We start from the raw sequence: 23,288 nt of genomic DNA on the forward strand, positions 1-23,288 counted from the left end.
GCCAGGCCGCGGCCGCCACCGCCGTGACGGAGGCGCTCCCGCCCGTCCTCGACTCGGTCGACCGGTCGGTCACCGAGGCCCGCGTCGCGCTCGCGGCAGCCGAGGCGACGCGGTCCAGCCGGAACGCCGAACTCGTGCGACTGCGCGGCGAGGAGCACACGCTCCGGCAGCGGCTGCAGGTCGTCACCGAGAGCGTCCACGGCCTCGAACTCCAGATCTACGAGAAGAAGCTCCACTTGTCCGGTCTGCTCGAGCGCGCCGGGTCGGAGCTGGGACTCGTCGAGGACGTGCTCGTCGCCGAGTACGGGCCCGAGGTTCCGGTGCCCGTCGACCCTCCGACACCCCGCGCGACCGCCCGCTCGGCTGTGCGAACGGCCGACGACACCGGTCCGGAGGTCTCGCCCGAGACGACGACGCCCGACTCGGACGAGGCGCCCGAGGCACTTGCCGACGGACCCGCGACGCCGGACGCCGAGCCGGAGGAGGAACCCGCCGAGGAGTCGGACGACGTGCCGACGACGCCCTACGTCCGCGCCGAGCAGCAGAAGCGTCTCGCAGCAGCGGAGCGCACCTACGCCCAACTCGGACGGGTCAACCCGCTCGCGCTCGAGGAGTTCGCGGCACTCGAACAGCGCCACCGCTTCCTCACCGAACAGCTCGCCGACCTCACCAGCACCCGCGCCGACCTGTTGTCGATCATCGAGGACATCGACGGGAAGATGGAGGTCATCTTCGCCTCGGCGTTCGCCGACACCGAAGCCGCCTTCACCGAGGTGTTCCCGATCCTGTTCCCGGGCGGCACGGGCAGCATCTCGCTCACCGACCCCGAGCACATGCTCACCACGGGCATCGAGGTGTCGGTCAAGCCCGCCGGCAAGAAGATCGAGCGCCTGTCGCTCCTGTCGGGTGGGGAGCGCTCGCTCGCCGCGGTCGCCCTCCTCATCGCCATCTTCAAAGCCCGGCCGAGCCCGTTCTACATCATGGACGAGGTGGAGGCGGCCCTGGACGACGCCAACCTCGGGCGGCTCCTGACCATCTTCGAGGACCTCCGTCAGACGAGCCAGCTCATCGTCATCACGCACCAGAAGCGCACCATGGAGATCGCCGACGCCCTCTACGGCGTCTCGATGCGCCAGGACGGGGTGTCGGCCGTCGTCGGTCAGCGCGTGGCAGCAGAACGCGCGAGCTGATCCGGTCTCGTGCCCACGCGACGGGACCGCGTCGCCGACGGCTACGCTGAGACCATGGCTGCACGCACACCCTGGTCACTCTCCGGTGCCCTCAAAGGCATGTTCCAACGTCCGACGATCGACGAGACCACCTGGGAGGACCTCGAGGATGCGCTCATCGGCGCCGACTTCGGTCCCGACGTCACCGAGTCGATCGTCACGGGCCTGCACGCCTCCGTCGACCGCTACCGCACCACCGACCCGCGCGACCTCCAGCGCATGCTGCGCGAGGAGGTCGAGGAGCGGCTGTCGAAGTTCGACACGACGCTGAAGCTCAGCGAGCGTCCGGCGGTCGTCCTCGTCGTCGGCGTCAACGGGGTCGGCAAGACGACCACCATCGGCAAGTTCGCGAAGTTCCTCCGCAACTACGACCGCACCGTCGTCGTGGGGGCAGCGGACACCTTCCGCGCCGCTGCCGTGGAGCAGCTGGCGACCTGGGCCGAGCGTGCGGGCGCACAGATCGTCCGCCCCCAGCAGCAGGGGCAGGACCCGGCCTCCGTCGCCTTCCAGACGATCGAGTACGCCAAGCAGACCGGCACCGAGATCGTCATCATCGACACCGCTGGTCGGCTGCAGACGAAGGGCGGGCTCATGGACGAGCTGTCCAAGATCCGTCGCGTCGTCGAGAAGCAGGCGCCCATCGCCGAGGTCCTCCTCGTGCTCGACGCGACGACCGGTCAGAACGGTCTGTCGCAGGCGCAGGCGTTCATCGAGCACGCCGGGGTGACCGGGCTCGTCCTGACGAAGCTCGACGGCTCCGCGAAGGGCGGGTTCGTCCTCGCCGTGCAGGAGAAGACCGGCATCCCGATCAAGCTCGTCGGTCAGGGTGAGGGCATCGGCGACCTCACCGGCTTCACACCGCACGTCTTCGCACAGAACCTGGTGGGCAGCTGATGGCGATCGAACACGACTACTTCGGCATCATCGCGACCGAGCCTGGTGGTGGTGTCTACTGGTCCGACAACATCGACGTCGGGGAGCAGTCCGTCTCCATCTCGTTGAGCGCCCCGGACGAGGACGACATCCCGGCCGACGCACTCGACCTGGCGGCCGCGATGATCCTCGCCCTGGAGGGCTTCGACCTGCGCTCGCGTGAGGCGATGCTGAGCGAGGTCGACGACCGCACCTCCGAGGTGACCGAGTACATCATCCAGGCCGTCGAGGAGCTGGGGGAGTCCTTGCCGGACGTCCTGGTCGACGAGTCCGGAGACCGCGACGTCGACGTCATCCGGTCGATGACGCTGCTGAGCGTCGGGTTCGCGCCGCACCAGCACAACGGCGACGAGGCGTTCGCGATCTTCGAGTACTCGCTCGACGCGGACCAGCTCGACGGCGTGCTCATGGTCGCGTACACCTCCGACGGCGAGGTCACCGGGGTCACGAGCGAGGACTGAGCCCGGCAGGTCGAGGCGTCGGCCTCAGACTGCCTGGGCGAAACCGAGTGAGGCGTCTGCGAGGTGCTGCAGTCCCTCGGGGACCTCGCGGCCCTTTGCCGTCATCGACTGCGCCCAGAGGCGTCCGGCACGGTAGGACGATCTGACGAGCGGTCCCGCGAGCACACCGAGGAACCCGATCTCCTCGGCCTCCTCCTTGATCTCCAGGAACTCCTGCGGCTTGACCCAGCGGTCCACGGGGAGGTGTCGAGGCGTCGGCCGGAGGTACTGGGTGACGGTGATGATGTCCGTGCCGGCCTCGTGCAGATCCTCGAGCGCCTGACTGATCTCGCTCCGGTCCTCGCCCATCCCGAGGATGAGGTTGGACTTCGTGATGAGGCCGGCGGCACGCGCCTGGGTCAGGACGTCGAGGGAGCGCTCGTAACGGAAGGCGGGCCTGATCCGCTTGAAGATGCGCGGGACCGTCTCGACGTTGTGTGCGAAGACCTCCGGCCGGGAGGCGAACACCTCGCCGAGGAGGTCGGGGTTGCCGGAGAAGTCCGTCGCGAGGATCTCGACGCCCGTCCCCGGGTTCGTCTCGTGGATGCGCCGGACGGTCTCGGCGTGCAGCCACGCCCCCTCGTCGGGGAGGTCGTCGCGCGCCACACCGGTGACGGTCGCGTAGCGCAGGCGCATCCGCTGCACCGAGTCGGCCACCCGCCGTGGCTCGTCGCGGTCGTAGTCGGCCGGCTTGCCGGTGTCGATCTGGCAGAAGTCGCAGCGCCTCGTGCACTGCGACCCGCCGATGAGGAAGGTCGCCTCGCGGTCCTCCCAGCACTCGAAGATGTTCGGGCAGCCGGCTTCCTGGCAGACCGTGTGGAGGCCCTCCTCCTGCACGAGCGCCTGGAGCTGTCGGTACTCGGGTCCCATCGTCGCGCGGGTCTTGATCCAGTCGGGCTTCCGCTCGATGGGGGTCTGGGCGTTCCGGACCTCGAGTCGCAGGAGCTTCCGTCCGCCGGTGTCCGCCGCGGGAGCGGGTGCCGGTGCGCCGCAGCCGCTCACGCGGCCGCTCCGATCGTGGTCACGGACGCGGCCGTCCAGCCGGGCCGGAGTGCTTCGAAGATCTCGGAGACGCGCCCCGCGACGTCGCTGGGCGTGACCCGTCGACCGAGCTCGGCGCTGATCGTGGTGACCCCGGCATCGGCGATGCCGCACGCGACGATGTGGCCGAAGGGCTCGAGGGAGTTGTCGCAGTTGAGCGCGAAGCCGTGCAGCGTGACCCCCGCTTGCACCCGGACACCGACGGCGCCGATCTTCGCGGCCGGTCCACCGGCGACGGGGTCGACCCAGACACCCGACCGTCCGTCGATGCGGCGGCCGATGACGCCGAGCTCGGTGATCGTCTGCAGCATGACCTCCTCGAGCAGGCGGACGTGGGCGACGACGTCGACCGGCTCCGGGAGGCGGACGATCGGGTAGCCGGTGAGCTGTCCGGGTCCGTGCCAGGTGATGCGGCCACCGCGGTCGACCTCGACGACCGGTGTGCCGTCGTCGGGACGTTCGTGCGGCCGGGTCAGCTTGCCCGCCGTGTACACGGGCTCGTGTTCGCACAGGATGAGGTGCTCGGGCCTCTCACCGCTGACGACCGCCTCATGGACTCGACGCTGCAGCGCCCAACCCTCGCGGTACGGGACGAACGCGGGCGCGAGCCCGGCGATGAGGAGCTGTGTCATGGCCGCCACGATAGCATTGTTGGACGCCGTCCAAATACCCATCTTCCAGCCGTGGCGGCGATCGACCGGGTCGCGTCGCGGTCTGCCCTAAACTGGAGGGATCATGGCAACGTTCGGCACACTCTCTGACCGCCTCGCGGACACGTTCAAGAACCTCCGCACCAAGGGCAAGCTCTCCGCGGCCGATGTCGACGGCACCGTCCGCGAGATCCGTCGCGCCCTCCTCGACGCGGACGTCGCACTCGACGTCGTCAAGGACTTCACGGGTCGCGTACGCGAGCGCGCCCTCGGCGACGAGGTGAGCAAGGCCCTCAACCCGGCGCAGCAGGTCGTCCAGATCGTCAACGACGAGCTCGTCACGATCCTCGGCGGACAGCAGCGCCGTCTCGAGTTCGCGAAGAAGCCGCCGACCGTCATCATGCTCGCCGGCCTCCAGGGTGCCGGAAAGACGACACTCGCGGGCAAGCTCGCCAAGTGGCTCAAGAAGGACGGTCACACGCCGCTCCTCGTCGCGTCCGACCTCCAGCGCCCCAACGCCGTCAACCAGCTCCAGGTCGTCGGAGAGCAGGCGGGCGTCCCCGTCTACGCTCCCGAGCCCGGCAACGGGGTCGGCGACCCGGTCAAGGTCGCCCGCGACGGCGTGCGGTTCGCCGAGCAGAAGCTTTACGACACCGTCATCGTCGACACCGCCGGACGACTCGGCGTCGACGCCGAGCTCATGAAGCAGGCGTCGAACATCCGCAAGGCGGTCGATCCCGACGAGGTCCTCTTCGTCATCGACGCGATGATCGGTCAGGACGCGGTCGCGACGGCCAAGGCCTTCCTCGACGGCGTCGACTTCACCGGCGTGGTGCTCTCGAAGCTCGACGGCGACGCCCGCGGTGGTGCGGCACTCTCCATCGCCTCCGTCACCGGGCGCCCCATCATGTTCGCGTCGACCGGTGAGGGTCTCGACGACTTCGAGCCGTTCCACCCCGACCGCATGGCGAGCCGGATCCTCGACCTCGGTGACATCCTCACCCTCATCGAGCAGGCGCAGCAGAACTTCGACGAGGAGGAGGCGCGCAAGGTCGCGGAGAAGTTCGCGACCGACTCCTTCACGCTCGACGACTTCCTCAAGCAGATGCAGCAGCTGCGCGGCATGGGTTCCATCAAGAAGATGATGGGCATGCTCCCCGGCATGGGGCAGATGAAGGAGCAGCTGCAGAACTTCGACGAACGCGAGATCGTCCGCACCGAGGCCATCATCCAGTCGATGACCACGGCCGAGCGCACGAACCCGAAGATCCTCAACGGATCCCGTCGCCTGCGCATCGCCAAGGGTTCCGGCATGACCGTCACCGAGGTCAACGCCCTCGTCAACCGTTTCGAGCAGGCGGCGAAGATGATGAAGACGGTCGCCAAGGGTGGCGTGCCGAACATCCCCGGCATGGGTCCGGTCCCCGGTGCACGGACGAACCGACCGAAGCCGCAGGCCAAGAAGAAGGGTTCCCGCTCAGGCAACCCGGCCAAGCGCGCGGCGGAGAACGCCGGCGCCGTCGAGACGCAGGCCGCCGCTACGGGCGCTGGATTCGGCCTCGGCGGCGGTTCGTCGTCGGGATCGGCAGCCCCGACCGAGGCGGAGCTCGCCGAGCTGCAGAAGTTCCTGGGTCGCTGAGTCGAGCGGAGGTGGTATGCGCGCGCTGAGGACAGCGGCTTCGGTCGTCGCAGTCGTCCTGGCCGCGGGCATGCTCGCCGGGTGCTCCGCTCCGCCTCCGGGCGAACGCGTCCTGGGCACCTGGGGTGAGGGGACCGGCGCCGCCGACCCGCACCTGGTGTTCACCGACGACGGTCGCGTGAGTGGTTCGGACGGCTGCAACAGCCTCTCCGGCTCCTGGCGCGCCGAGGACGACGCGGTCGTCGTCTCCGACGTCGCGAGCACCCTGATGGCGTGCCCGGGCGTCGACACCTGGCTGCGGGGGATCGCACAGGCGACGCTCTCGGACGACGGCGGCCGCCTGACCGTGACCGACGACGCCGGCACGCGGATCGGGACGCTCGACCGCGCTGAGTGACGCCGCCTCGTCAGGCGGAGGGCTGGACCCCGTGTCGCAGCTCCTTCGCGAGCGAGCTCACCACCGCCTGCAGGCTGCCGCCGTTCGCGTGGGCGACGGCGAGCTGCCGCTGGTAGCTCGCGCCGTGCTCGATGATCGTGGCGATGCTCGCCAGTTCTTCTGCACAGCCGAGCCGACGGGCGACCGGCGCGAGGGTGTCGAGCAGGTCGTGCAGGTCGTCGGTCACGAGGCGCTCGTGGCCCGAGGAGTCGAGGATGATCTCGGCGTCCAGGCCGTACCGCGCAGCACGCCACTTGTTCTCGCGGACGTACCACGGCTGCAGGGTCTGCAGCCGCTCTCCGGCGTCGAGGCGGTCGGACAGGTGCTCGGTGAGGCAGTGGATGAGCGAGGCGAGGGCCCCGAACTCCGCGACGGTCGACGCTCCGTCGCACGCACGCATCTCCACCGTGCCCCACTGCGGCGACGGTCGCACGTCCCAGCGGACCTCGGTGTGGTCCTCGATGATGCCGGTCACCGTCATGTCGTCGACGTAGGCCTCGAACTGCTCCCAGTCCGAGAGTTGGTAGGGGAGGCCCGCCGTCGGGAGCTGCTGGAACATGAGCGCGCGGTTCGACGCGTACCCGGTGTCGACCCCGCCCCAGTAGGGGCTGGACGCCGATAGCGCCTGGAGGTGGGGCAGATAGGTCAGCAGCCCGTTCATGATCGGGAGGACCTTGTCGACCGTCTCGACGCCGACGTGCGCGTGCACGCCCCAGATCATCATGTTGCGACCCCACCACTGGGTGCGGTCGATGAGCTTGTGGTAGCGGGGCTTGTCGGTGACCTGCTGGTCGTACCACTGGCCGAACGGGTGCGAACCGCTGCAGATGAGTTCGACGCCCATCGGATCCGTGATCGCCCGCACCTCGGCCAGCTGGCCTTCGAGGTCCGCGATCGCCTCGGGGACCGTGTGGTGCACACCCGAGACGAGTTCGACGGTGTTGAGCAGCAGCTCGTTGGTGATCTGCGGATGATCGGAACCGTCGCTCGGGCGGAGTTCCGACAGGACGGTGTCCGCTGCGCCGACGAGATCGCCGGTGTCGCGGTCGACGAGGGCGACCTCCCATTCGAGGCCGACGGTCGAACGCTCGGATCTGGCGAACTCGATGGGCATTGGCGTCGACCTCCCGCAGGGCGCGGCCGGATGCCGCGCGCCAGCCCATCTTCACACGGGGTGGAGGGGTCATCCGGTATCGGTGTCGCCGGATTACCCAGATCGCCCGATGTCTGGCAGAATAGAGAGTTGAGTCTGCGCGGAGTTCGACCCTCTATCCGACGCCCGCAGCAACCACAGTTTTCGCGTCGAGCGTGTGGCCCCACCTTTCGGCAGCGAGCACATCAAACATCACATCATTCAGGAGAATCGTGGCTGTCAAAATCCGTCTCAAGCGTCTCGGCAAGATCCGTGCGCCGTACTACCGCATCGTCGTCGCAGACTCGCGCACGAAGCGCGACGGTCGTGTCATCGAGGAGATCGGCAAGTACCACCCCACCGAGGAGCCCTCGTTCATCGAGGTCGACTCCGAGCGTGCGCAGTACTGGCTCAGCGTCGGCGCCCAGCCGACCGAGCAGGTCGCAGCACTCCTCAAGCTCACCGGTGACTGGGGCAAGTTCAAGGGCGACAAGGACGCCGTGAGCACCGTCCGCGTCAAGGAGCCGAAGGCCGCCTTCGTCGCCGACGAGAAGAAGAAGCCCGTCCTCAAGCCGAAGGCTGAGGCCCCCGCGGCCAAGGCTGCTCCGGCCGAGGCCGAGGCGCCCGCTGCCGACGCCGCTGAAGCAGAGCAGGCGTAGTCTTGCTCGCTCCCGCGCTCGAACATCTCGTCAAGGGGATCGTCGATCACCCGGATGACGTTCGCGTCACGGCACAGAACTCCGCCCGTGGCGAGGTCCTCGAGGTTCGTGTGAACCCCGAGGACCTCGGCCGGGTCATCGGTCGTGCCGGCCGGACGGCCAAAGCCCTGCGCACCCTCGTGGCAGCGCTGGCAGACGGTCGGCGGGTCCGGGTCGACGTGGTCGACACGGACGCCTCCGGCGCCAGCGCGTAGGTGGCGGACGAGACGGAGCCGAAGACCCAGTTGCGGGTCGGTCGGCTCACGAAAGCCCATGGCCTGAAGGGCGCCCTGAAGGTCGAGCTCTACACGGATGAGCCGGAGCACCGGTTCACCCCGGGCGCGACGTTCACGCTCCAGGTCCCCGCAGGATCAAAGTGGCGCGGCAAGACGCTCGAGCTCATCGAGCTGCGCTGGTACAACAGCCAGCCGGTCGCCTTCTTCGTCGGCATCTCCGATCGCAGTGAGGCGGAGACCCTCGTGAAGGCGATCCTCTGGGTCGAGCAGGACCCCACCGAGCTACCGGTCGACGACGACGCGTGGTACGACCACCAGCTCGTCGGGTTGGCCGTGCACCGCGACGGCGTCGCCGTCGGTACCGTCGCTCGCGTCGACCACTTCCCGGCTCAGGACCTCCTGATCGTGAAGACCGGCGACGGCGAGGTCATGGTCCCGTTCGTGAAGGCGATCGTCCCCACGGTCGACATCGCTGCCGGGATCGTCACGGTCACGCCGCCAACCGGTTTGTTCGAGGAACTCCCGGAGGCCGACGACGCCCCCGAGACGACGACGGCCGGCCCCGTCGAGTCCGAGGCCTCCGACGAGGCTCAGGACGACACCGGAGCGTCGCAGCCGGAGCAGTAGATCGCGTTCCGAGTCGGTTCTCCCGGCTCGGAACACCCACGACGGAGGCGTCGGTTGCGTGCAACCGGCGCCTCCGTCGTCGTCTCCGGCAGATCACGCCGGTACCGGCTCGCTCTGACGATCACCGTCTGCGACCCGCTCGAGGACCGCGGCGATCCGGCCGGTGCACCCACCGCAGCCGGTGCCGGCGCGGGTTGCCTTGCCAATGCAGGCGACCGTGGTACTGCCCGATTGCGCGGCATCCATGATCCTGCCGACCGTCACGCCGTTGCACGTGCAGACGGTTGTCGAGGGGACGAACGCATCGGCGGAGGCACCACCGATCGCGTCCGGCCCGTCGAGCCGGAGGAGGACCGAGCGATCCGCCGGCAGTTCGCCGCCCCCGTCGTACAGGAGCGTCAGCTCGGCCGCAGTTCGCGGCATACCGATGCAGACGAAGGCGGTCAGGACCCCGGCGCGGGCGATCATCTTGACGTAGCGGCCGTGGTCGGGGTCCGCCCACACCGAGACGCTGCGCGGAGCGGCCGGATGCACGCTGCACCCGTCAGCGGTCGTCGACTCGACGTCCCAGGGCTCGGCCTGGACGTCGCCGACCGCGACGACGTCGACCCGCTCGGCCTTGAGTGCGACGGTGCTCGCCCGCTCGACCGGTGGTGGACCCAGCTCGAGCGGTGGTCCGCCGGCCGCGGCCTCGATCAGGAATCGAGCGGCGAGCCACTCGGCCTGCCGCCATCCTGGGCCGATGAGCCCCGGCGGGCCGCCGGGGACGATGCGCTCGCTGCGCAGCTCCGGTGTCGGCGCCAGCACGTGCGCGCAGTCGCCGATGGCGAAGATCCGTTCGTCCGACCAGCTGCTGAGGTCTTCGCCGACGAGCACGCCGGCGCCGACACGGACCCCGGCGAGGATCGCCAGATCGGCGCGTGCGCTCACCCCGCACGACAGGACGAGCAGATCGCCGGTGATCCGTTTCCCGTCAGCGGTGATCAGCGCATCGAAGTGCCTCCCGCCCGCGGGGTCGTCCCGATGACCGATCGCCTCGGCGCGGCTGTGTGCGATGACCTCCACGCCTGCTGCCCGCAGCGCCGCGGCGAGCACGGAGCCGCCGCCGCGGTCGAGGTTCCGCGGCATCGGGGTGGGGCCGTGGTGGACGACGACCACGTCGGCGCCGGCGCGCGCGGCGGAGAGCGCGAGCTCCAGTCCCAGGACACCGGCACCCAGGACGACGATCCGGCCGCCGGATCGGACGACCCCGGCGACGGTGTCGGCGTCCGCGAGGTCACGCAGGGTGCAGACGCCGCGGGGGAGGTCGTGGTCGGACAGCAGCAACGACCGTCCATACTTCTCGAGCGCCGGGAGGTCCCGCTTCCGTCGATCGACGCCGTCGAGTGTCGGAACGTTCGCGCGCGCACCCGTCGCCAAGACGAGGCGGTCGTAGGGGAGCGTCTCCCCGGTGTCGAGTTCGACGGTCCGCGTCTCGCGATCGATCTGCATCGCGGTCGTGCCGCGCAGGACACGGATACCGTCCAGGGCGAGGTCCTCGGCACTGACGAGCGTCATGTCGGCGAGTCCGGTCGAGCCGACCGCGTGATCGGCGACCAGCACCCGGTTGTACGCGTCGACCGGTTCCTGCCCGACCACGGTCACGTCGATCGAGCCGTTCCGCACGCCAGGGGCGACCTCCTCGGCGAACCGCGCACCGACCGGGCCGAATCCGACCACAACGATGCGGAGTGCGCGACCTGGTCGCGGACTCATCGGAGGGCTCCGGTCGCTGTGGCTTCCGGCAGCGGTGTGCCAGCGGCCGGGCGCAGCCGCACCGCCGCGCGCTTGAAGTCCGGCATCCCCGAGATCGGATCGACCGCGTCCTGCGTCAGGAGGTTCGCCGACGCGTCGCCCGGGTAGTGGAACGGCAGGAAGACGGTGTCGTGACGGATGTCGCCGTCGACACTGGCTCGAGCCGTCAGCGTGCCCCGACGGTTCGAGACCTCGACCAGTCCGCCCTCGACGATCCCGAGTCGTGCCGCCGTCGCGGGGTGGACCTGGACGAAGACTTCGGGACGGGCGTCGTCGAGCTCGGGGACGCGGCGGGTCTGGGTGCCCGACTGGTAGTGCTCGAGGAGGCGTCCGGTCGTCAGGGTGAGTTCCTCCCCGGTCTCCGGTGACTCCGAGACCGTCGCGGGGCGGACCGGGATGATCCGGGCGAGACCGTCGTCGTGTGCGAACCGTTCCGTGAACAGCCGGGGCGTGCCGCCGCTGCCGACGGGGAACGGCCAGTACGCGGCGAGCCCGGTGTCGAGGAGGGCGTGGCTCAGTCCCGAGTAGTCGGCGAGGCCTCCGGCGGATGCGGCCGCCAACTCGTCGAACACGATCGACGGGTCCAGCTCGAATCGGCCCGGAGCATCGAGACGACGGGCGAGTTCGTGCATGATCCAGAGCTCGCTGCGGACGCCGACCGGAGCATCGAGCGCCCGCCGGCGGCGGATCACGCGCCCCTCCAGCGAGGTCATGGTGCCCTCCTCCTCCGCCCACTGCGTCGTCGGGAGGACGACGTCTGCGAGCGCGGCGGTCTCCGACAGGAAGAAGTCGCAGACGACGAGCAGCTCGAGGCGGCCGAGTCCGTCCCGGACCGTCTGCACGTTCGGAGCGGATACGACGACGTTCGAGCCGTGGACCAGGAGGGCGTGCACACCGTCTGGTTCACCGAGGCGGTTGAGGAGGGCGACGGCCGGCAGCCCGGGACCCGGGATCGACTCGACCGGTACACCCCATACTTCGGCGACGTGACGGCGGGCTTCCGGATCGGTGATCTTGCGGTACCCGGGCAGTTGGTCGCACTTCTGACCGTGTTCGCGACCGCCCTGGCCGTTGCCCTGGCCGGTGAGCGTGCCGTAGCCCGATCCCGGCCGGCCCGGTAGTCCGAGCACGAGTGCGAGGTTGATGGCGGCGGTGGCCGTGTCGGTGCCGTCGACATGCTGCTCGACGCCGCGACCGGTGAGGATGTAGGTGCCGTCCGAGGCGGCGAGCCGACGAGCCACGTCTCGGAGGACCGGCGCCGGCACGCCGGTCACGGATTGGACGCGTTCCGGCCACCACGCGCTCACGCTGCGGCGCAGGCCGTCCAGCCCGGTCGTGCGCTCGGCCAGGTAGGCCTCGTCTGCGAGCCCTTCGGCGAGGACGATGTGTGTGAGCCCCAGGAGCAGGACCAGATCCGTCCCGGGCGCGGGCTGCACGTGGAGTCCACGACCGGTCTCGGTGAGTCGCGCGGTGGCCGAGCGGCGCGGATCGACCACGATGAGGCCACCGGAGGCCTGAGCACCGACGAGATGACCGATGAACGGGGGCATCGTCTCCGCGACGTTGGATCCGAGGAGGAGGACGGTCGACGCACCGTCGAGGTCCTCCAGTGGGAACGGCAGCCCCCGGTCGATCCCGAACGCACGGTTGCCCGCTGCAGCGGCGGAGGACATGCAGAACCGGCCGTTGTAGTCGATCCGGCTCGTCCCGATCGCGATCCTGGCGAACTTGCCCAGCTGGTAGGCCTTCTCGTTCGTGAGGCCACCGCCTCCGAAGACTCCGATCGCGTCCGCCCCGCGCTCACCACGGATGCGGAGGATGGTCGATGCGACGAGGTCGAGGGCCGCATCCCAGCTCGTCTCGACCAGCTCACCGGTGGCGTCGCGCACCAAGGGGGTCGTGAGGCGATCGCCCCGCGCGAGGAGCTCGGCCGACGTCCACCCCTTCTTGCAGAGGCCGCCCCGGTTCGTCGGGAAGTCCCGCCCGGCGACGTCGACCGGGAGCCTCGGAGCGACCCCGTCCACCGCCGTCGTTCGGGTGAGGGACATCGCGCACTGCAACGCGCAGTACGGGCAGTGGGTGTCGGTCACCGGGGCGGTGGGACGAGGCATGCGTGGTCCTTCGGTCAGGAGCGGGTGGAGCGACGGCTCACAGTCGTTGGCCGGCGAGTGACGCGTTCTTGCGGAAGTAGACGAGGAAGGTGACCGCGAACAGGACGACATACGCGCCGATGAAGCCGATGAACGCGGCCGAGTAGCTACCGGTCGCGCCGTGCGAGAGCCCGAGGATCTGTGGGATGACGAAGCCGCCGTAGGCACCGATCGCGGAGATGAGCCCGAGCGCGGCGGCGGCCTTGCGCTGCGTCCCGACGTCGCCGCTGCGGTGGTGGGCGTCGCGCAGGCCGGATCGCGCCGCGAAGACGCTCGGGATCATGCGGTACGTCGAGCCGTTCCCGACACCGGCGGCGACGAACAGGAGCAGGAAGCAGCCGAGGAACAGCCAGAAGTTCGCCAGCGGCAGGGTCCACAGCACCGCGAGCGCTCCCAGGGCCATGACGGCGAACGCACTCATCGTGACGACGGCCCCACCGAAGCGGTCGGCGAGACGCCCACCGAAGGGGCGTGCCAGCGAACCGATCAGGGCTCCGAGGAACGCGAGCGAGATCGACGCGGAACCGACGGCGAAGGAGGAGAAGTCGGGGAACTGGTCCGCGATGAGCTTGGGGAACACACTCGCGAAGCCGATGAACGAGCCGAAGGTGCCGATGTACAGGAGTGCGAGGAGCCAGAGGTGCGGTTCCCGCAGCGCGGCGGCGGATCCGCGGAGGTCCGCCTTCGCTGACGACAGGTTGTCCATGTAGCGGTAGGCACCGAACATCGCGAGGAGGATGAAGGGGACCCAGATCCATCCGGCGAGACTCAGGTTGAGGGTGGCGGCGGCTCCGACGGTGACCGCGATGGGGACGACGAACTGTGCGACCGCTGCTCCGAGGTTGCCGCCCGCCGCGTTCAGCCCGAGCGCCCAGCCCTTCTCCCGCTGCGGGTAGAAGTAGGTGATGTTCGACATGGAGCTGGCGAAGTTGCCACCGCCGAACCCGGCGAGTCCGGCGACGACGAGCATGACGCCGAACGGGGTGTCCGGATTGCCCACACACAGCGCGAGCGCGATGGACGGGATGAGGAGCAGCCCCGCCGAGATGATCGTCCAGTTCCGCCCGCCGAAGCGCGGGACCATGAACGAGTACGGGAACCTGAGGGTCGCACCGACGAGGCTCGGCATCGAGATGAGCCAGAAGGTCTCGGCCGTGGAGAACGAGAACCCGGCCGTCGGGAGCATGACGACGACGATGCTCCAGAGCTGCCAGACCACGAAGCCGAGGAACTCCGCGAAGATCGACCACCGGAGGTTCCGCCCGGCGATGCCGCGGCCCTCCCGGTCCCAGAACGCGCTGTCCTCGGGGTTCCACCCGTCGATCCAACGACCGGGACGGTGGGTCAGTGCGACCGGGGTGACGGTCGGTGTCGCCGTGGTCGGTGGGGCGTCGACTGCTTCGAGGTTCGTGGTCATGGCTGCTCCGAGCGTTCGGTGAAGCGGGACGGGACGTGTGCTGTCTCCGAAGCTACCGACGCCGTGTTTCGGGGCCCCACCCGCGAGGTAACACCTGGATCACCGCCTGCTCACAGGCACTCATCACCCCGGTGAGGCGGATGACCGCCCGCGGTCCAGGAGCCGGACCAGCCGCCGTCAGACGTCGAGGCGATAGCCGCGCTTGACGATCGTGTTGATGAGTCCGGGGACGCCGAGCGTCTGGCGGAGGCGGCTCATCTGTACTTCGAGCGCGTGGTGGTCCGCGGCTGCGGGCAGCGCGTCGCCCAGCGCGGAGCGCGAGAGGACGGCTCCGTTCGCACGGACGAGGGCGCGGAGGAGCGCGAGGGAGTTCGGGGGGAGCCGGACCCGCGAGCCGGGCAGCTCCACGATGGCGCCACGGATGGCGATCGGGCCGTGCAGCGTCTCGGCTCGGAGGATCGCGTGCTGTTCGAGATGCTCGCACAGCAGCCGGATGAGTGCCCCCATGCGGAACCGCTCGGGGACGATGGGCTCGATGTCCTGGGCGAGCAGTGGCGCCGCCGTGACCGGGCCGACGGCCGCGCACAGCACGTCGCGACGGAAGGCGTCGACGACGGCGTCCTCCTGACCGAGTGCCTCCGCGGCCGTGAACAGGGCGACGACCGACGGGGCGCTCGTGAAGGTGACCGCGTCGAGCGAGCCACTGACGATCGCCTCGACGAGTCGCCGCACGCGCTCGTCGGTCGCATCGGGGTCCGTCCACCGGTAGGGGGCGACCGTGTGCACCTCCTGGTGGACGGCACGGAGCCGTTCGAGCTGGCGCTCGTCGGTGTACCCGTGGAGCTGGACGGCGACGCGGAGACCGGCCGGGTAGTCGGCGACGACCTTGTCGACGAGGGAGGCGGTGGTCTCGCGGTCGCTCATGCCCACGTCGTTCAGACCGGCTGCTCGGATGGCACCGCGTGCCTTGGGACCACGGACGAGGATGGCCGTCTCGGCGAGCGCCTCGAGGAGTTCGTCGCCGAGTCCAGCGGCGTCGGCGACCTCGAACCACCGTCGGATGCCGTACGAGGTCGTGGCGAGCAGGACGTCGGGGCGTGCGGCGATGATGTCGCGCGTGTCGTCGATGAGCGGTTCGTCGTGCTGTGCGTGTGCGATCCGCAGCGTCGGTGCGTGCACGACGGTGGCGCCGCGCCGCTCGAAGGCGTCGATGAGGTCCTGCGATCGACGGTCGCTCGTCACGCCGATCCGGAAGCCCTCGAGCTGGTCCGCCCGGAATCCCGGGACCGGGGTCGTGACGTCCGGGCCGGCGTCAGCGGCCGGCGGGGTGGTGTCGGTCACGCCGATGCCCCCAGACGTTCGGCCCGCGCCAGCAGTTCCGAGGCCTCGGCGTCACCGTCGAAGGCGAAGGCGACGACGTGGCCGATCACGATGACGGCCGGTGACCGCACGCCGGCGGCCGCGGCGACGTGGAGGATCGTCCCGAGGTCGGCCACGGTGGTGCGCTGGGTCTCGCTGTAGCCGCGCTCGATGATCGCGACGGGTGTGTCGGCGGCGAGCCCCGAGGTGAGGAGCCCGTGGGAGATGGAGGGCAGCGTGCCGACACCCATGAGGACGACGATCGTCCCACCGAGGCCGGCGAGGTGACGATGTTCCTCGTCGGAGAGCGGCGCATGACCGCTGACCACGGTGAAGAGATGACTCAGGTTCCGGTGCGTGAGGGGGATCCCGGCAGCCGCGGGCACGGCGACGGAACTCGAGACGCCCGGGATCACGCGGACGGGGACGCCCGCGCGGTGGCAGGCCAGGACTTCCTCGCTGCCGCGCCCGAAGACGTACGGGTCGCCTCCCTTGAGGCGGACGACCGCCGCGCCGTCGAGCGCGTGTTGCACCATGACGGTCTCGATACCGTCCTGTCCGATCGGGTGATGGCCGGGGCGCTTGCCGACGTCGACGAGGAGCGCGTTCGGGGCGAGCTCGGGGAGGGTGTCGTGGGGTGCGAGCCGGTCGTAGAGGACCACGTCCGCGTCTCGGAGGGCCTCGATGGCGGCGACGGTCAGCAGCGCGGGATCGCCCGGTCCGCCGCCGACGAGCGTGACCCTGCCTGGACCCGACATCTATGCCCCTTCCCTCACTGGAATGGTAGGCCCTGCGAGATAGACGGCCTCGCCGCGCTCGATCTCCTCCGTCGTCGCGGGCCGGTACTGGCCTCGCTCCGCGACCCGCGCGAGTCGCGGTTCGGCATCGCCCGGCTCGTTGACGAAGGAACGGAACCGGCGGAGGCGCTCCGGGTCGGCGAGGGTCGCCGCCCACTCGTCCTCATACCCGTCCACATGTGCGGCCATGGCCTGTTCGAGTTCGGCGGCGAGTCCGAGCGAGTCCTCGACGACGACCTCCCGCACGTGGTCGAGTCCGCCGTCGAGGTCCTCCATCCACCTGGCGGTGCGCTGCAGTCGGTCCGCCGTCCGGATGTAGTACATGAGGTAGCGGTCGATGTACCGGATGAGCGTCTCGTCGTCGAGGTCTCCGGCGAGGAGCTGCGCGTGGGTCGGCTGGAACCCTCCGTTGCCGCCCACATACAGGTTCCAGCCCTGCTCGGTGGCGATGATCCCCACGTCCTTGCCACGTGCTTCAGCGCACTCGCGCGCGCACCCCGACACCCCGAACTTGAACTTGTGCGGTGCCCGGAGGCCGCGGTACCGGAGTTCGAGGTGGACCGCCATGCCCACGGAGTCCTGCACGCCGAAGCGGCACCAGCTGGACCCGACGCAGCTCTTCACGTTGCGGAGCGACTTCCCATACGCCTGTCCGGACTCGAAGCCGGCGTCGACGAGGATGCGCCAGATGTCGGGCAGCTGTTCGAGGCGGGCGCCGAACAGGTCGATGCGTTGACCGCCCGTGATCTTCGTGTACAGCCCGTAGTCGGTGGCGACCTGCGCGATGACCGCGAGCTTCTGCGGTGTGATCTCGCCACCGGGGATCCGGGGGACCACGGAGTAGGTGCCGTCCTTCTGCATGTTCGCGAGCGCCCGGTCGTTCGTGTCCTGCAGCGTCCCCCGACCGCCGTCGAGGATGTACCCACCCTGCTGGCTGGCCAGGATGGAACCGATCACCGGCTTGCACACGTCGCAGCCGCGTCCGGTGCCGTAGCGAGCGAGGATCTCGTCGAAGGAGGTGAGACCGAGCACCCGGATGGTCTCGAAGAGCTCCTGCCGGGACAGCTCGAAGTGTTCGCAGAGCGCCCGCGAGACGGCGATGCCGGACTTGGTCAGCTCCGTCTCGAGGATCTTCTTCACGAGCGGGACGCAGGAGCCGCACTGGGTCCCGGCGCGGGAGCAGGTCTTGAGCGCCCCCAACTCGGTGCACGCCTCGCCGTGCACGCCCGCGATCGCGTCGCGGACGGTCCCCGCGGTGACGGCGTTGCATGCGCAGACGAGCGCTGCGTCGGGGAGCTCGTCCCCGGCCGGTGCCTCGATCCCTGACGCCGACAGGTAGGCGGCCGGCTCACTCGACAGCTCGGCGCCGAGGAGCGGGCGCAGCGAGGCGTAGGGCGAGGCGTCGCCGACGAAGACCCCGCCCAGGAGGGTCTTGGCGTCGTCCGTCATGACGAGCTTCTGGTACAGCCCACGCGCCGGGTCCGCATACACGATCTCGAGACTCTGCTCCGTGCGTGCAAGTGCGTCGCCGAAGCTCGCGACGTCGACGCCGGACAGCTTGAGTTTCGTGGCGTCGTCGACGGTCGTGAACTCCGCCTCGCCACCGAGCAACCGATCCGCGACGACCTCGGCCATCGCGTTCGCCGGCGCGACGAGGCCGGTGCATCGACCGTCGAAGCAGGCGACCTCGCCGATGGCCCAGACACCAGGCGCAGACGTCCTGCAGTCGGTCCCGATCACGACCCCACCGCGGTCACCGAGCTCGATCCCGGCATCGCGGGCCAGCTCGTCCCTGGCGCGGATACCGATCGCGAACACCACGATGTCGACGTCGACCTGCTGGCCGCTCGAGAACTTCACGCCCGAGACACCGCCCTGCTCGTCCACGAGGATCGACCGTGGCCTCGTCCCCAGGTGCAGACCGATGCCCTGGCCGCCGATGATGCGCCCGAGGGCTCGACCGGCTCCCTCGTCCAGCTGGGCGGACATGAGCCACGACCCGGAGTGCACGACGCTCGCCTCGGCACCGAGCCGTGCCGCGCCACCGGCAGCCTCGAGCCCGAGCAACCCGCCGCCGGCGACGATCACCCGGGCGGGACGACCTCGCACGGAGCCGATGCGCTCGATCTCCGACACCAGCAGGTCCACGTCGTCGATCGTCCGGTAGACGAGGGCGTGTTCCGAACCGTCGATCTCGGGCACCGGGGCCGAGGAGCCGGTCGCCAGGACCAGCTCGTCGTATGTGACGACCCTCCCCAGGGAGGTGTGCACCGTCCGGGCCGCGCGGTCGATCCGTTCGGCGCGTTCGCCCAGCAGGAGCGACACGTGCTGCTCGTCCCAGACACCCGTCGGCGCGAGCGTGAGGTCGATCGCCGCATCGTCGAGACGCTTGCTCAGTGCCACACGATCGTAGGGACGGTGGAGCTCCTCACAGACGACCGTGATGTGCATGGTGCGCCCGGCGTCGCGACTGTGCAGGGCATCGACCAGACGGTGTGCGGCCGGGCCGCCGCCGACCACGACGACGCGACGCGGCAGATCTCCTGCGGTGGGATCGATCATCATGGGCCCCCTCGGCTCGTGTTCCAGCGAGCGTACTGACGCGGCGTTTCCGGACCGTTGCCCGCATGTGTCCCGAACGCGTCCAGGACCGCACACGACGCCCGGGCGGATGTGAGGTCGGTTTCACCTCACCGAAACGTCACGGGTGATCCGACGAAACACCCCGCCCGTAGCGTCGGTGCTCCGACGCACGACCAGGAGGCCGACGATGAGCATCACGATGCAGGAGCACACCGGGCGGACGGCGCTCGCCGAGTGGCGACGCGTCTGCGCCATCGACGACCTCGAACTCTCCTGGGGCGAGGTGGCGTTGCTCCGCGCCCGGCAGATCGCGGTGTTCCGCATCGGCGCAGATGAGGTCTACGCCGTCGACCATCGGGACCCGCACACGGCCGCGCCGGTGATGGCTCGCGGCATCGTCGGTTCTCGAGGGGAGCGACCGACGATCGCGTCACCGTTGCACAAGCAGGTGTACGACCTCGGCACGGGTGAGTGCTTCACCGACCCGAACCTCTTCCTCCAGACCTTCCGCACCCGCATCGTGGGCGGTTTCGTGGAGATCGAGCTGGGGGAGGACGCATGACCCTGCTCGAGACCGCGGTGCGCCGCCCGCAGACGCGGACGCGGATGAGTCCGGCGCTCCTGGCCGTGTCCCACGGGACGAGTTGCCCGATCGGACAGGCCTCCGTCGCCGCGCTCGTCGACGCCGTCGGACGATCGCGTGCCGATCTCCACGTCGCCGGTGGCTTCGTCGATGTCCAGCAGCCCGACGTCCCGGCCACCCTCGGTTCGATCGAGCCCGAGCGGCCCGCGGTGGTCGTGCCGTTGCTCCTGTCCGCGGGGTTCCACGTCCACGTCGACCTCGTCGAGGACCTCGAGGCGACGGATCGGCCGACGGCACTCGGACGGGCGATGGGACCGGACGACCGCCTCGTAGTGGTCCTCGCCAGGCGACTGGAGGCGCTGCACGTGACGCCCGACGATCGGATCGTGCTCGGAGCGGCCGGGTCCACCGACGCCAGGGCCGTCGCCGACTGCGTCGACATGGGGCGTCGACTGGAGTCGCGACTGCGGGTGCCGGTCGAGACGGCGTTCGTCTCCGCGGCTCAGCCGTCGGTGCCCGATGCGGTGGTCGCGGCTCGAACGAGTCGACCGCCAGGGCGGGTCATCATCGCCACCTACCTGCTGGCGCCCGGCTACTTCGCGCGGCTGCTCGAGGAGGCGGGAGCGGACCTCGTGACGCCGCCGCTCCTCCACCTCGGCGAGGTTCCCGATCCGGGCATCGTCGACCTCGTGGTCGACCGCTACGAGGAGGCCTCGGCCGGACTGTCGGGCTGACCGGCGCGACCGGGACGACGGCCGTCGCGCGAATAGACTGCTCCTCATGCGCATCGACATCGTCACGATCTTCCCGACCTTCTTCGATGCCCTGGACCTCTCACTGCTCGGCAAGGCGAAGCAGAGCGGGCTCATCGAGTTGGACGTCCACGACCTGCGGGATTCGACGCACGACCGTCACCGCACCGTCGACGACACCCCGTACGGCGGGGGAGCCGGCATGGTCATGAAGCCGGAGCCTTGGGGTGAGGCGCTCGACGGCATCCTGGGTGACGACACCGAGGAGGAGCCGCTGGTCATCTTCCCGTCTCCTGCGGGTGAGGTGTTCACGCAGGCCATGGCCCGCGAGCTCGCGGCCGAGCCGCACCTCGTCTTCGGCTGCGGCCGGTACGAGGGCATCGACCACCGCGTCTTCGACCACACCGCCAGCCGAGCACGGGTCCGCCTGGTGAGCCTCGGCGACTACGTCCTCAACGGGGGAGAGGTCGCCGTGATGGCGATGATCGAGGCGATCGGTCGCCTCGTCCCGGGCGTCGTCGGCAACCCCGAGAGTCTCGTCGAGGAGTCTCACGAAGACGGGCTCCTCGAGTACCCGAGCTACACGAAGCCTGCGGACTGGCGAGGACTCCCGGTACCGCCGGTGCTGCTGAGCGGCAACCACGGTGCGATCGCCACCTGGCGTCGTCAGCAGCAGATCGAGCGGACCCGCGAGGTCCGCCCGGATCTGCTGCCCGCTGACCAGCCGGACGCCTGAGCGCGCCGGGGTTCCGCGCTTGACGGCTGTCAGGGCCGACGCCGCACGGCGGCGGCGATGCCGGCGACGACGAGGACGGCCCCGGTCGCGATGATCGCCCCGGTGATCCACCCCAGGGGGTCGATGCGCACCTCGGTGAGGTTGGTGACGAGCATGGCGCCGGCGAAGACGAGCAGGAGCACGCCCCAGAGGATCGTGCCGAAGCGCGGCGGTCGACCGCCTCGATCCTTCGGGCCAGCATCAGTCCTCGGTTCATCAGCCGTCTGTGCAGTGGTCGGCTGCGCTGTGGCCGGCTGCGCTCTGGTCGACTCCGTGGTGGCCGTCTGATCGGTCTCCGACGGAGCCGATCCCGTCGCCGCGTCGGTCGGGGACGATATGTCCGCCGCTCCGGTCCGGTCGTCCTGCTCGCTCATCGTCCCGCCTCCGCTTCCTCGGTCACGACAGCGCTGCCGGCGACCGTCCACACCCGTACCCGTGTCGTGTCTCCTGACGCCGTTCGTCCGTACCGTGCCTCATCCTGGAACAGGGCTCCGCCGCGTCGGTCCGTCCGGTCCCGACCATCGCGTTCTGTCTCCAGGGTGCCCGCGATCGCTGAGAACTCGACGATCACCGGCACGTCCTCGGGGATGAGCACGTCGACCTCGCCTGCGAGGATCCACACGTCGATCGTGCCACCGCGCAACGCGTCGTCGTCGGCGAGCTCCCCGAGGTCGAGCGTGGGTTGGCCGGCGATCATCACGTAGCCACGTCGGTCGTCCGCATCCGTCGACGTCACGGTCCAGGTCGTGCGTCCGACCGGCAGGAAGGAGGAGCCGAGTGGGAACACCCCGGTGGCGAGCAAGGAGATCACGGCGGCCCAGGTGAACAGTCCGAGCCAGCCGCTCTCCCGTCCGCTGATGCCCGCGACGATCGTCGCGACGGCGAGCGCACCGAGCGCTGCGGCGAGCCCGATGACCACGACGACCGGGATCGAGAACCCGGCGCTCGCCGCGATGACGGCCGCGCCGGCACCGGCGAGCAGCGCCAGTCCGAGGGTGATCGCCACGAAGGCCGCTCCAGGGTGCTGGGCACGACGCTCACGAGCCTTCGTCTCACGCTCGGCCTGCTGCTCGGCTCGCTGGCGGCTCATCTCCTCCCGGAACTCCTGACTCGTCCAGCCGCGCTGCTGGCTCGGAGCCCCGTCCCACGCGGTGGTGGTGGTGGCTCCAGGGAGCGGGACGGTCGCGCCCGCATCACCGGGCGAACCATCGGCCTTCGCGAGCGACACCGGGTTCGCGGCACCGGGGGAGGCCGGGGCCGAGCCGGCAGCGCCCGAGGGAGAGGCTGTGGGCGATGGTGCCGTCGGCTTCGGGATCGAGGCGTCGCTGGTCCACGGGTCGCGCTGCGGCGGTGTCTCAGGCGGAGTCGCCCGCCCGGGGTCGCGGCGGGAGAACATCACGATCAGCCAGACCGCCGCGGCGACCAGGGCGATCACCCAACCGGCGGTCATGGTCGACTCCAGCCACCCCGGCAGGTTCCACGCATGCGGCACGCCGTCCCACCAGAGGCCACGCATGAACGGCACGACGGTGAGCACCGCGAGGATACCGATCGCGACGATCGCCGGGTCGAAGACGCCCCGGATCGCACGCTCGAGGTGGATCCGACCCTGCTGGTCGGGGATGAGCGCCCAGCCCGCGGCGTAGACGAAGAGGACCGGCCCGCCCAGGATCGCGATGACGATGAGGGCTCCGCGCACGATCATCGGATCGAGGCCGAGCCGGGCCGCGACACCCCCGGCGACACCGCCGAGCCACGAGTCGCTCGAGCGACGGAGACCGGTGGACCGCCACCAGTCGAAGAAGCGGGTCGTCGGATCCTGCGGGGCGGGTGCCCCCGGCTCTGCTCCGGTGGGCGGCGTGCTGTGGTTCGTCATGGTCCGATTCTGGCGAAGCGTGCGGGTCGGGCCCATCCGGCATGACCCTGAGTGCACCCTGATCCTGCTGTCCCGGGGTGC

Annotated in this window: 22 protein-coding genes; 11 read left to right on the forward strand and 11 right to left on the reverse strand. The window is 70.0% G+C overall.

Annotated elements, in window-relative coordinates; all coding sequences use genetic code 11:
* The 3 genes from IFT89_RS12140 to IFT89_RS12150 all read left to right on the forward strand — a co-directional run.
* Window positions 1–1,190 (forward strand): AAA family ATPase (locus tag IFT89_RS12140; RefSeq protein ID WP_244650711.1); only part of this gene is annotated, 1,190 nt, incomplete at its 5' end.
* 54 nt (window positions 1,191–1,244) lie between these two features.
* Window positions 1,245–2,123: a signal recognition particle-docking protein FtsY gene (ftsY, locus tag IFT89_RS12145; RefSeq protein ID WP_064296361.1), complete on the forward strand. Its 879-nt coding sequence runs from the start codon at window positions 1,245–1,247 to the stop codon at window positions 2,121–2,123.
* A complete protein-coding gene (locus IFT89_RS12150) occupies window positions 2,123–2,623 on the forward strand; it encodes a DUF2004 domain-containing protein (protein ID WP_079705645.1) in 501 nt (166 codons plus the stop codon). Before ftsY ends, IFT89_RS12150 begins: the two co-directional genes overlap by 1 nt.
* A gap of 24 nt (window positions 2,624–2,647) precedes the next feature.
* On the opposite strand, the gene lipA is transcribed toward IFT89_RS12150, so the two are convergent.
* Both lipA and lipB read right to left on the reverse strand, forming a co-directional pair.
* Window positions 2,648–3,664, reverse strand: a complete 1,017-nt coding sequence (gene lipA, locus IFT89_RS12155; protein WP_064296306.1) for a lipoyl synthase — start codon at window positions 3,662–3,664, stop codon at window positions 2,648–2,650.
* A complete protein-coding gene (gene lipB / locus IFT89_RS12160) occupies window positions 3,661–4,335 on the reverse strand; it encodes a lipoyl(octanoyl) transferase LipB (protein WP_191940869.1) in 675 nt (224 codons plus the stop codon). The genes lipA and lipB overlap by 4 nt, the downstream gene beginning before the upstream one ends.
* A gap of 103 nt (window positions 4,336–4,438) precedes the next feature.
* Between lipB and ffh the strand changes: the two genes are divergently transcribed.
* Together ffh and IFT89_RS12170 are read left to right on the forward strand one after the other, a co-directional pair.
* Window positions 4,439–5,992: a signal recognition particle protein gene (gene ffh / locus IFT89_RS12165; RefSeq protein WP_064296308.1), complete on the forward strand. Its 1,554-nt coding sequence runs from the start codon at window positions 4,439–4,441 to the stop codon at window positions 5,990–5,992.
* 16 nt (window positions 5,993–6,008) lie between these two features.
* Window positions 6,009–6,389 (forward strand): META domain-containing protein, encoded by a 381-nt coding sequence (locus IFT89_RS12170; protein ID WP_194644421.1) that lies wholly within the window; start codon window positions 6,009–6,011, stop codon window positions 6,387–6,389.
* Between the two features lie 10 nt (window positions 6,390–6,399).
* Here IFT89_RS12170 and IFT89_RS12175 read toward each other — a convergent pair whose 3' ends face one another.
* Window positions 6,400–7,542, reverse strand: coding sequence for a glutamate--cysteine ligase (locus IFT89_RS12175; RefSeq protein WP_202939081.1), 1,143 nt, complete (start codon window positions 7,540–7,542; stop codon window positions 6,400–6,402).
* Between the two features lie 251 nt (window positions 7,543–7,793).
* Here IFT89_RS12175 and rpsP point away from each other — a divergent pair, with 251 nt between their 5' ends.
* Genes rpsP through rimM form a run of 3 tightly spaced genes read left to right on the forward strand, consistent with a single transcriptional unit; the run spans window position 7,794 to window position 9,121 of the window.
* The gene (rpsP, locus tag IFT89_RS12180) at window positions 7,794–8,219 is read left to right on the forward strand and encodes a 30S ribosomal protein S16 (protein ID WP_064296311.1); all 426 of its coding nucleotides are present in this window, start codon (window positions 7,794–7,796) and stop codon (window positions 8,217–8,219) included.
* Window positions 8,220–8,221: 2 nt separating this feature from the next.
* Window positions 8,222–8,473 (forward strand): RNA-binding protein, encoded by a 252-nt coding sequence (locus IFT89_RS12185; RefSeq protein WP_064296312.1) that lies wholly within the window; start codon window positions 8,222–8,224, stop codon window positions 8,471–8,473.
* The gene (gene rimM / locus IFT89_RS12190) at window positions 8,474–9,121 is read left to right on the forward strand and encodes a ribosome maturation factor RimM (protein ID WP_240043911.1); all 648 of its coding nucleotides are present in this window, start codon (window positions 8,474–8,476) and stop codon (window positions 9,119–9,121) included. It abuts the gene before it with no gap.
* A 93-nt stretch (window positions 9,122–9,214) separates the two neighbouring features.
* On the opposite strand, the gene IFT89_RS12195 is transcribed toward rimM, so the two are convergent.
* From IFT89_RS12195 to nirB, 6 genes are all read right to left on the reverse strand, one after another.
* Window positions 9,215–10,876: an FAD-dependent oxidoreductase gene (locus IFT89_RS12195; protein ID WP_202939082.1), complete on the reverse strand. Its 1,662-nt coding sequence runs from the start codon at window positions 10,874–10,876 to the stop codon at window positions 9,215–9,217.
* Window positions 10,873–13,026: a molybdopterin oxidoreductase family protein gene (locus tag IFT89_RS12200; protein WP_137241878.1), complete on the reverse strand. Its 2,154-nt coding sequence runs from the start codon at window positions 13,024–13,026 to the stop codon at window positions 10,873–10,875. The genes IFT89_RS12195 and IFT89_RS12200 overlap by 4 nt, the downstream gene beginning before the upstream one ends.
* 37 nt (window positions 13,027–13,063) lie before the next feature.
* Window positions 13,064–14,482, reverse strand: coding sequence for an MFS transporter (locus IFT89_RS12205; RefSeq protein ID WP_124769098.1), 1,419 nt, complete (start codon window positions 14,480–14,482; stop codon window positions 13,064–13,066).
* A 177-nt stretch (window positions 14,483–14,659) separates the two neighbouring features.
* A complete protein-coding gene (locus tag IFT89_RS12210) occupies window positions 14,660–15,823 on the reverse strand; it encodes a uroporphyrinogen-III synthase (protein WP_192005124.1) in 1,164 nt (387 codons plus the stop codon).
* Complete coding sequence (gene cobA / locus IFT89_RS12215; protein WP_192005123.1) at window positions 15,820–16,599, reverse strand: uroporphyrinogen-III C-methyltransferase; 780 nt, start codon at window positions 16,597–16,599, stop codon at window positions 15,820–15,822. Before cobA ends, IFT89_RS12210 begins: the two co-directional genes overlap by 4 nt.
* Window positions 16,600–19,203: a nitrite reductase large subunit NirB gene (nirB, locus tag IFT89_RS12220; RefSeq protein WP_374190801.1), complete on the reverse strand. Its 2,604-nt coding sequence runs from the start codon at window positions 19,201–19,203 to the stop codon at window positions 16,600–16,602.
* Window positions 19,204–19,408: 205 nt separating this feature from the next.
* On the opposite strand from nirB, the gene nirD reads away from it, so the two are divergent.
* From nirD to trmD, 3 genes are read left to right on the forward strand one after another with little or no spacing between them, the layout of a single operon-like run.
* Window positions 19,409–19,783, forward strand: coding sequence for a nitrite reductase small subunit NirD (gene nirD / locus IFT89_RS12225; RefSeq protein ID WP_079705654.1), 375 nt, complete (start codon window positions 19,409–19,411; stop codon window positions 19,781–19,783).
* The gene (locus IFT89_RS12230; RefSeq protein ID WP_244650712.1) at window positions 19,780–20,538 is read left to right on the forward strand and encodes a sirohydrochlorin chelatase; all 759 of its coding nucleotides are present in this window, start codon (window positions 19,780–19,782) and stop codon (window positions 20,536–20,538) included. Before nirD ends, IFT89_RS12230 begins: the two co-directional genes overlap by 4 nt.
* A gap of 46 nt (window positions 20,539–20,584) precedes the next feature.
* Window positions 20,585–21,292: a tRNA (guanosine(37)-N1)-methyltransferase TrmD gene (gene trmD / locus IFT89_RS12235; protein ID WP_202939084.1), complete on the forward strand. Its 708-nt coding sequence runs from the start codon at window positions 20,585–20,587 to the stop codon at window positions 21,290–21,292.
* Window positions 21,293–21,321: 29 nt separating this feature from the next.
* On the opposite strand, the gene IFT89_RS12240 is transcribed toward trmD, so the two are convergent.
* Together IFT89_RS12240 and IFT89_RS12245 are read right to left on the reverse strand one after the other, a co-directional pair.
* Window positions 21,322–21,705 carry a hypothetical protein gene (locus IFT89_RS12240; RefSeq protein WP_202939085.1) on the reverse strand — a complete coding sequence of 128 codons (384 nt, stop codon included), beginning with the start codon at window positions 21,703–21,705 and terminating at the stop codon, window positions 21,322–21,324.
* Window positions 21,702–23,207 (reverse strand): PspC domain-containing protein, encoded by a 1,506-nt coding sequence (locus tag IFT89_RS12245; protein WP_202939086.1) that lies wholly within the window; start codon window positions 23,205–23,207, stop codon window positions 21,702–21,704. Before IFT89_RS12245 ends, IFT89_RS12240 begins: the two co-directional genes overlap by 4 nt.
* Window positions 23,208–23,288: the final 81 nt, after the last annotated feature.

It is taken from the genome of Plantibacter sp. CFBP 13570 (genome assembly GCF_014841395.1).
Lineage (GTDB): Bacteria > Actinomycetota > Actinomycetes > Actinomycetales > Microbacteriaceae > Plantibacter > Plantibacter auratus.

Coding starts and splice junctions, on each gene's coding strand:
- ftsY (WP_064296361.1), top strand. CDS start 1,245: ATGGCTGCACGCACACCCTGGTCACTCTCCGGTGCCCTCAAAGGCATG.
- IFT89_RS12150 (WP_079705645.1), top strand. CDS start 2,123: ATGGCGATCGAACACGACTACTTCGGCATCATCGCGACCGAGCCTGGT.
- lipB (WP_191940869.1), bottom strand. CDS start 4,335: ATGACACAGCTCCTCATCGCCGGGCTCGCGCCCGCGTTCGTCCCGTAC.
- ffh (WP_064296308.1), top strand. CDS start 4,439: ATGGCAACGTTCGGCACACTCTCTGACCGCCTCGCGGACACGTTCAAG.
- IFT89_RS12170 (WP_194644421.1), top strand. CDS start 6,009: ATGCGCGCGCTGAGGACAGCGGCTTCGGTCGTCGCAGTCGTCCTGGCC.
- IFT89_RS12175 (WP_202939081.1), bottom strand. CDS start 7,542: ATGCCCATCGAGTTCGCCAGATCCGAGCGTTCGACCGTCGGCCTCGAA.
- IFT89_RS12195 (WP_202939082.1), bottom strand. CDS start 10,876: ATGAGTCCGCGACCAGGTCGCGCACTCCGCATCGTTGTGGTCGGATTC.
- IFT89_RS12200 (WP_137241878.1), bottom strand. CDS start 13,026: ATGCCTCGTCCCACCGCCCCGGTGACCGACACCCACTGCCCGTACTGC.
- IFT89_RS12205 (WP_124769098.1), bottom strand. CDS start 14,482: ATGACCACGAACCTCGAAGCAGTCGACGCCCCACCGACCACGGCGACA.
- cobA (WP_192005123.1), bottom strand. CDS start 16,599: ATGTCGGGTCCAGGCAGGGTCACGCTCGTCGGCGGCGGACCGGGCGAT.
- nirB (WP_374190801.1), bottom strand. CDS start 19,203: ATGATGATCGATCCCACCGCAGGAGATCTGCCGCGTCGCGTCGTCGTG.
- nirD (WP_079705654.1), top strand. CDS start 19,409: ATGAGCATCACGATGCAGGAGCACACCGGGCGGACGGCGCTCGCCGAG.
- IFT89_RS12230 (WP_244650712.1), top strand. CDS start 19,780: ATGACCCTGCTCGAGACCGCGGTGCGCCGCCCGCAGACGCGGACGCGG.
- trmD (WP_202939084.1), top strand. CDS start 20,585: ATGCGCATCGACATCGTCACGATCTTCCCGACCTTCTTCGATGCCCTG.
- IFT89_RS12240 (WP_202939085.1), bottom strand. CDS start 21,705: ATGAGCGAGCAGGACGACCGGACCGGAGCGGCGGACATATCGTCCCCG.
- IFT89_RS12245 (WP_202939086.1), bottom strand. CDS start 23,207: ATGACGAACCACAGCACGCCGCCCACCGGAGCAGAGCCGGGGGCACCC.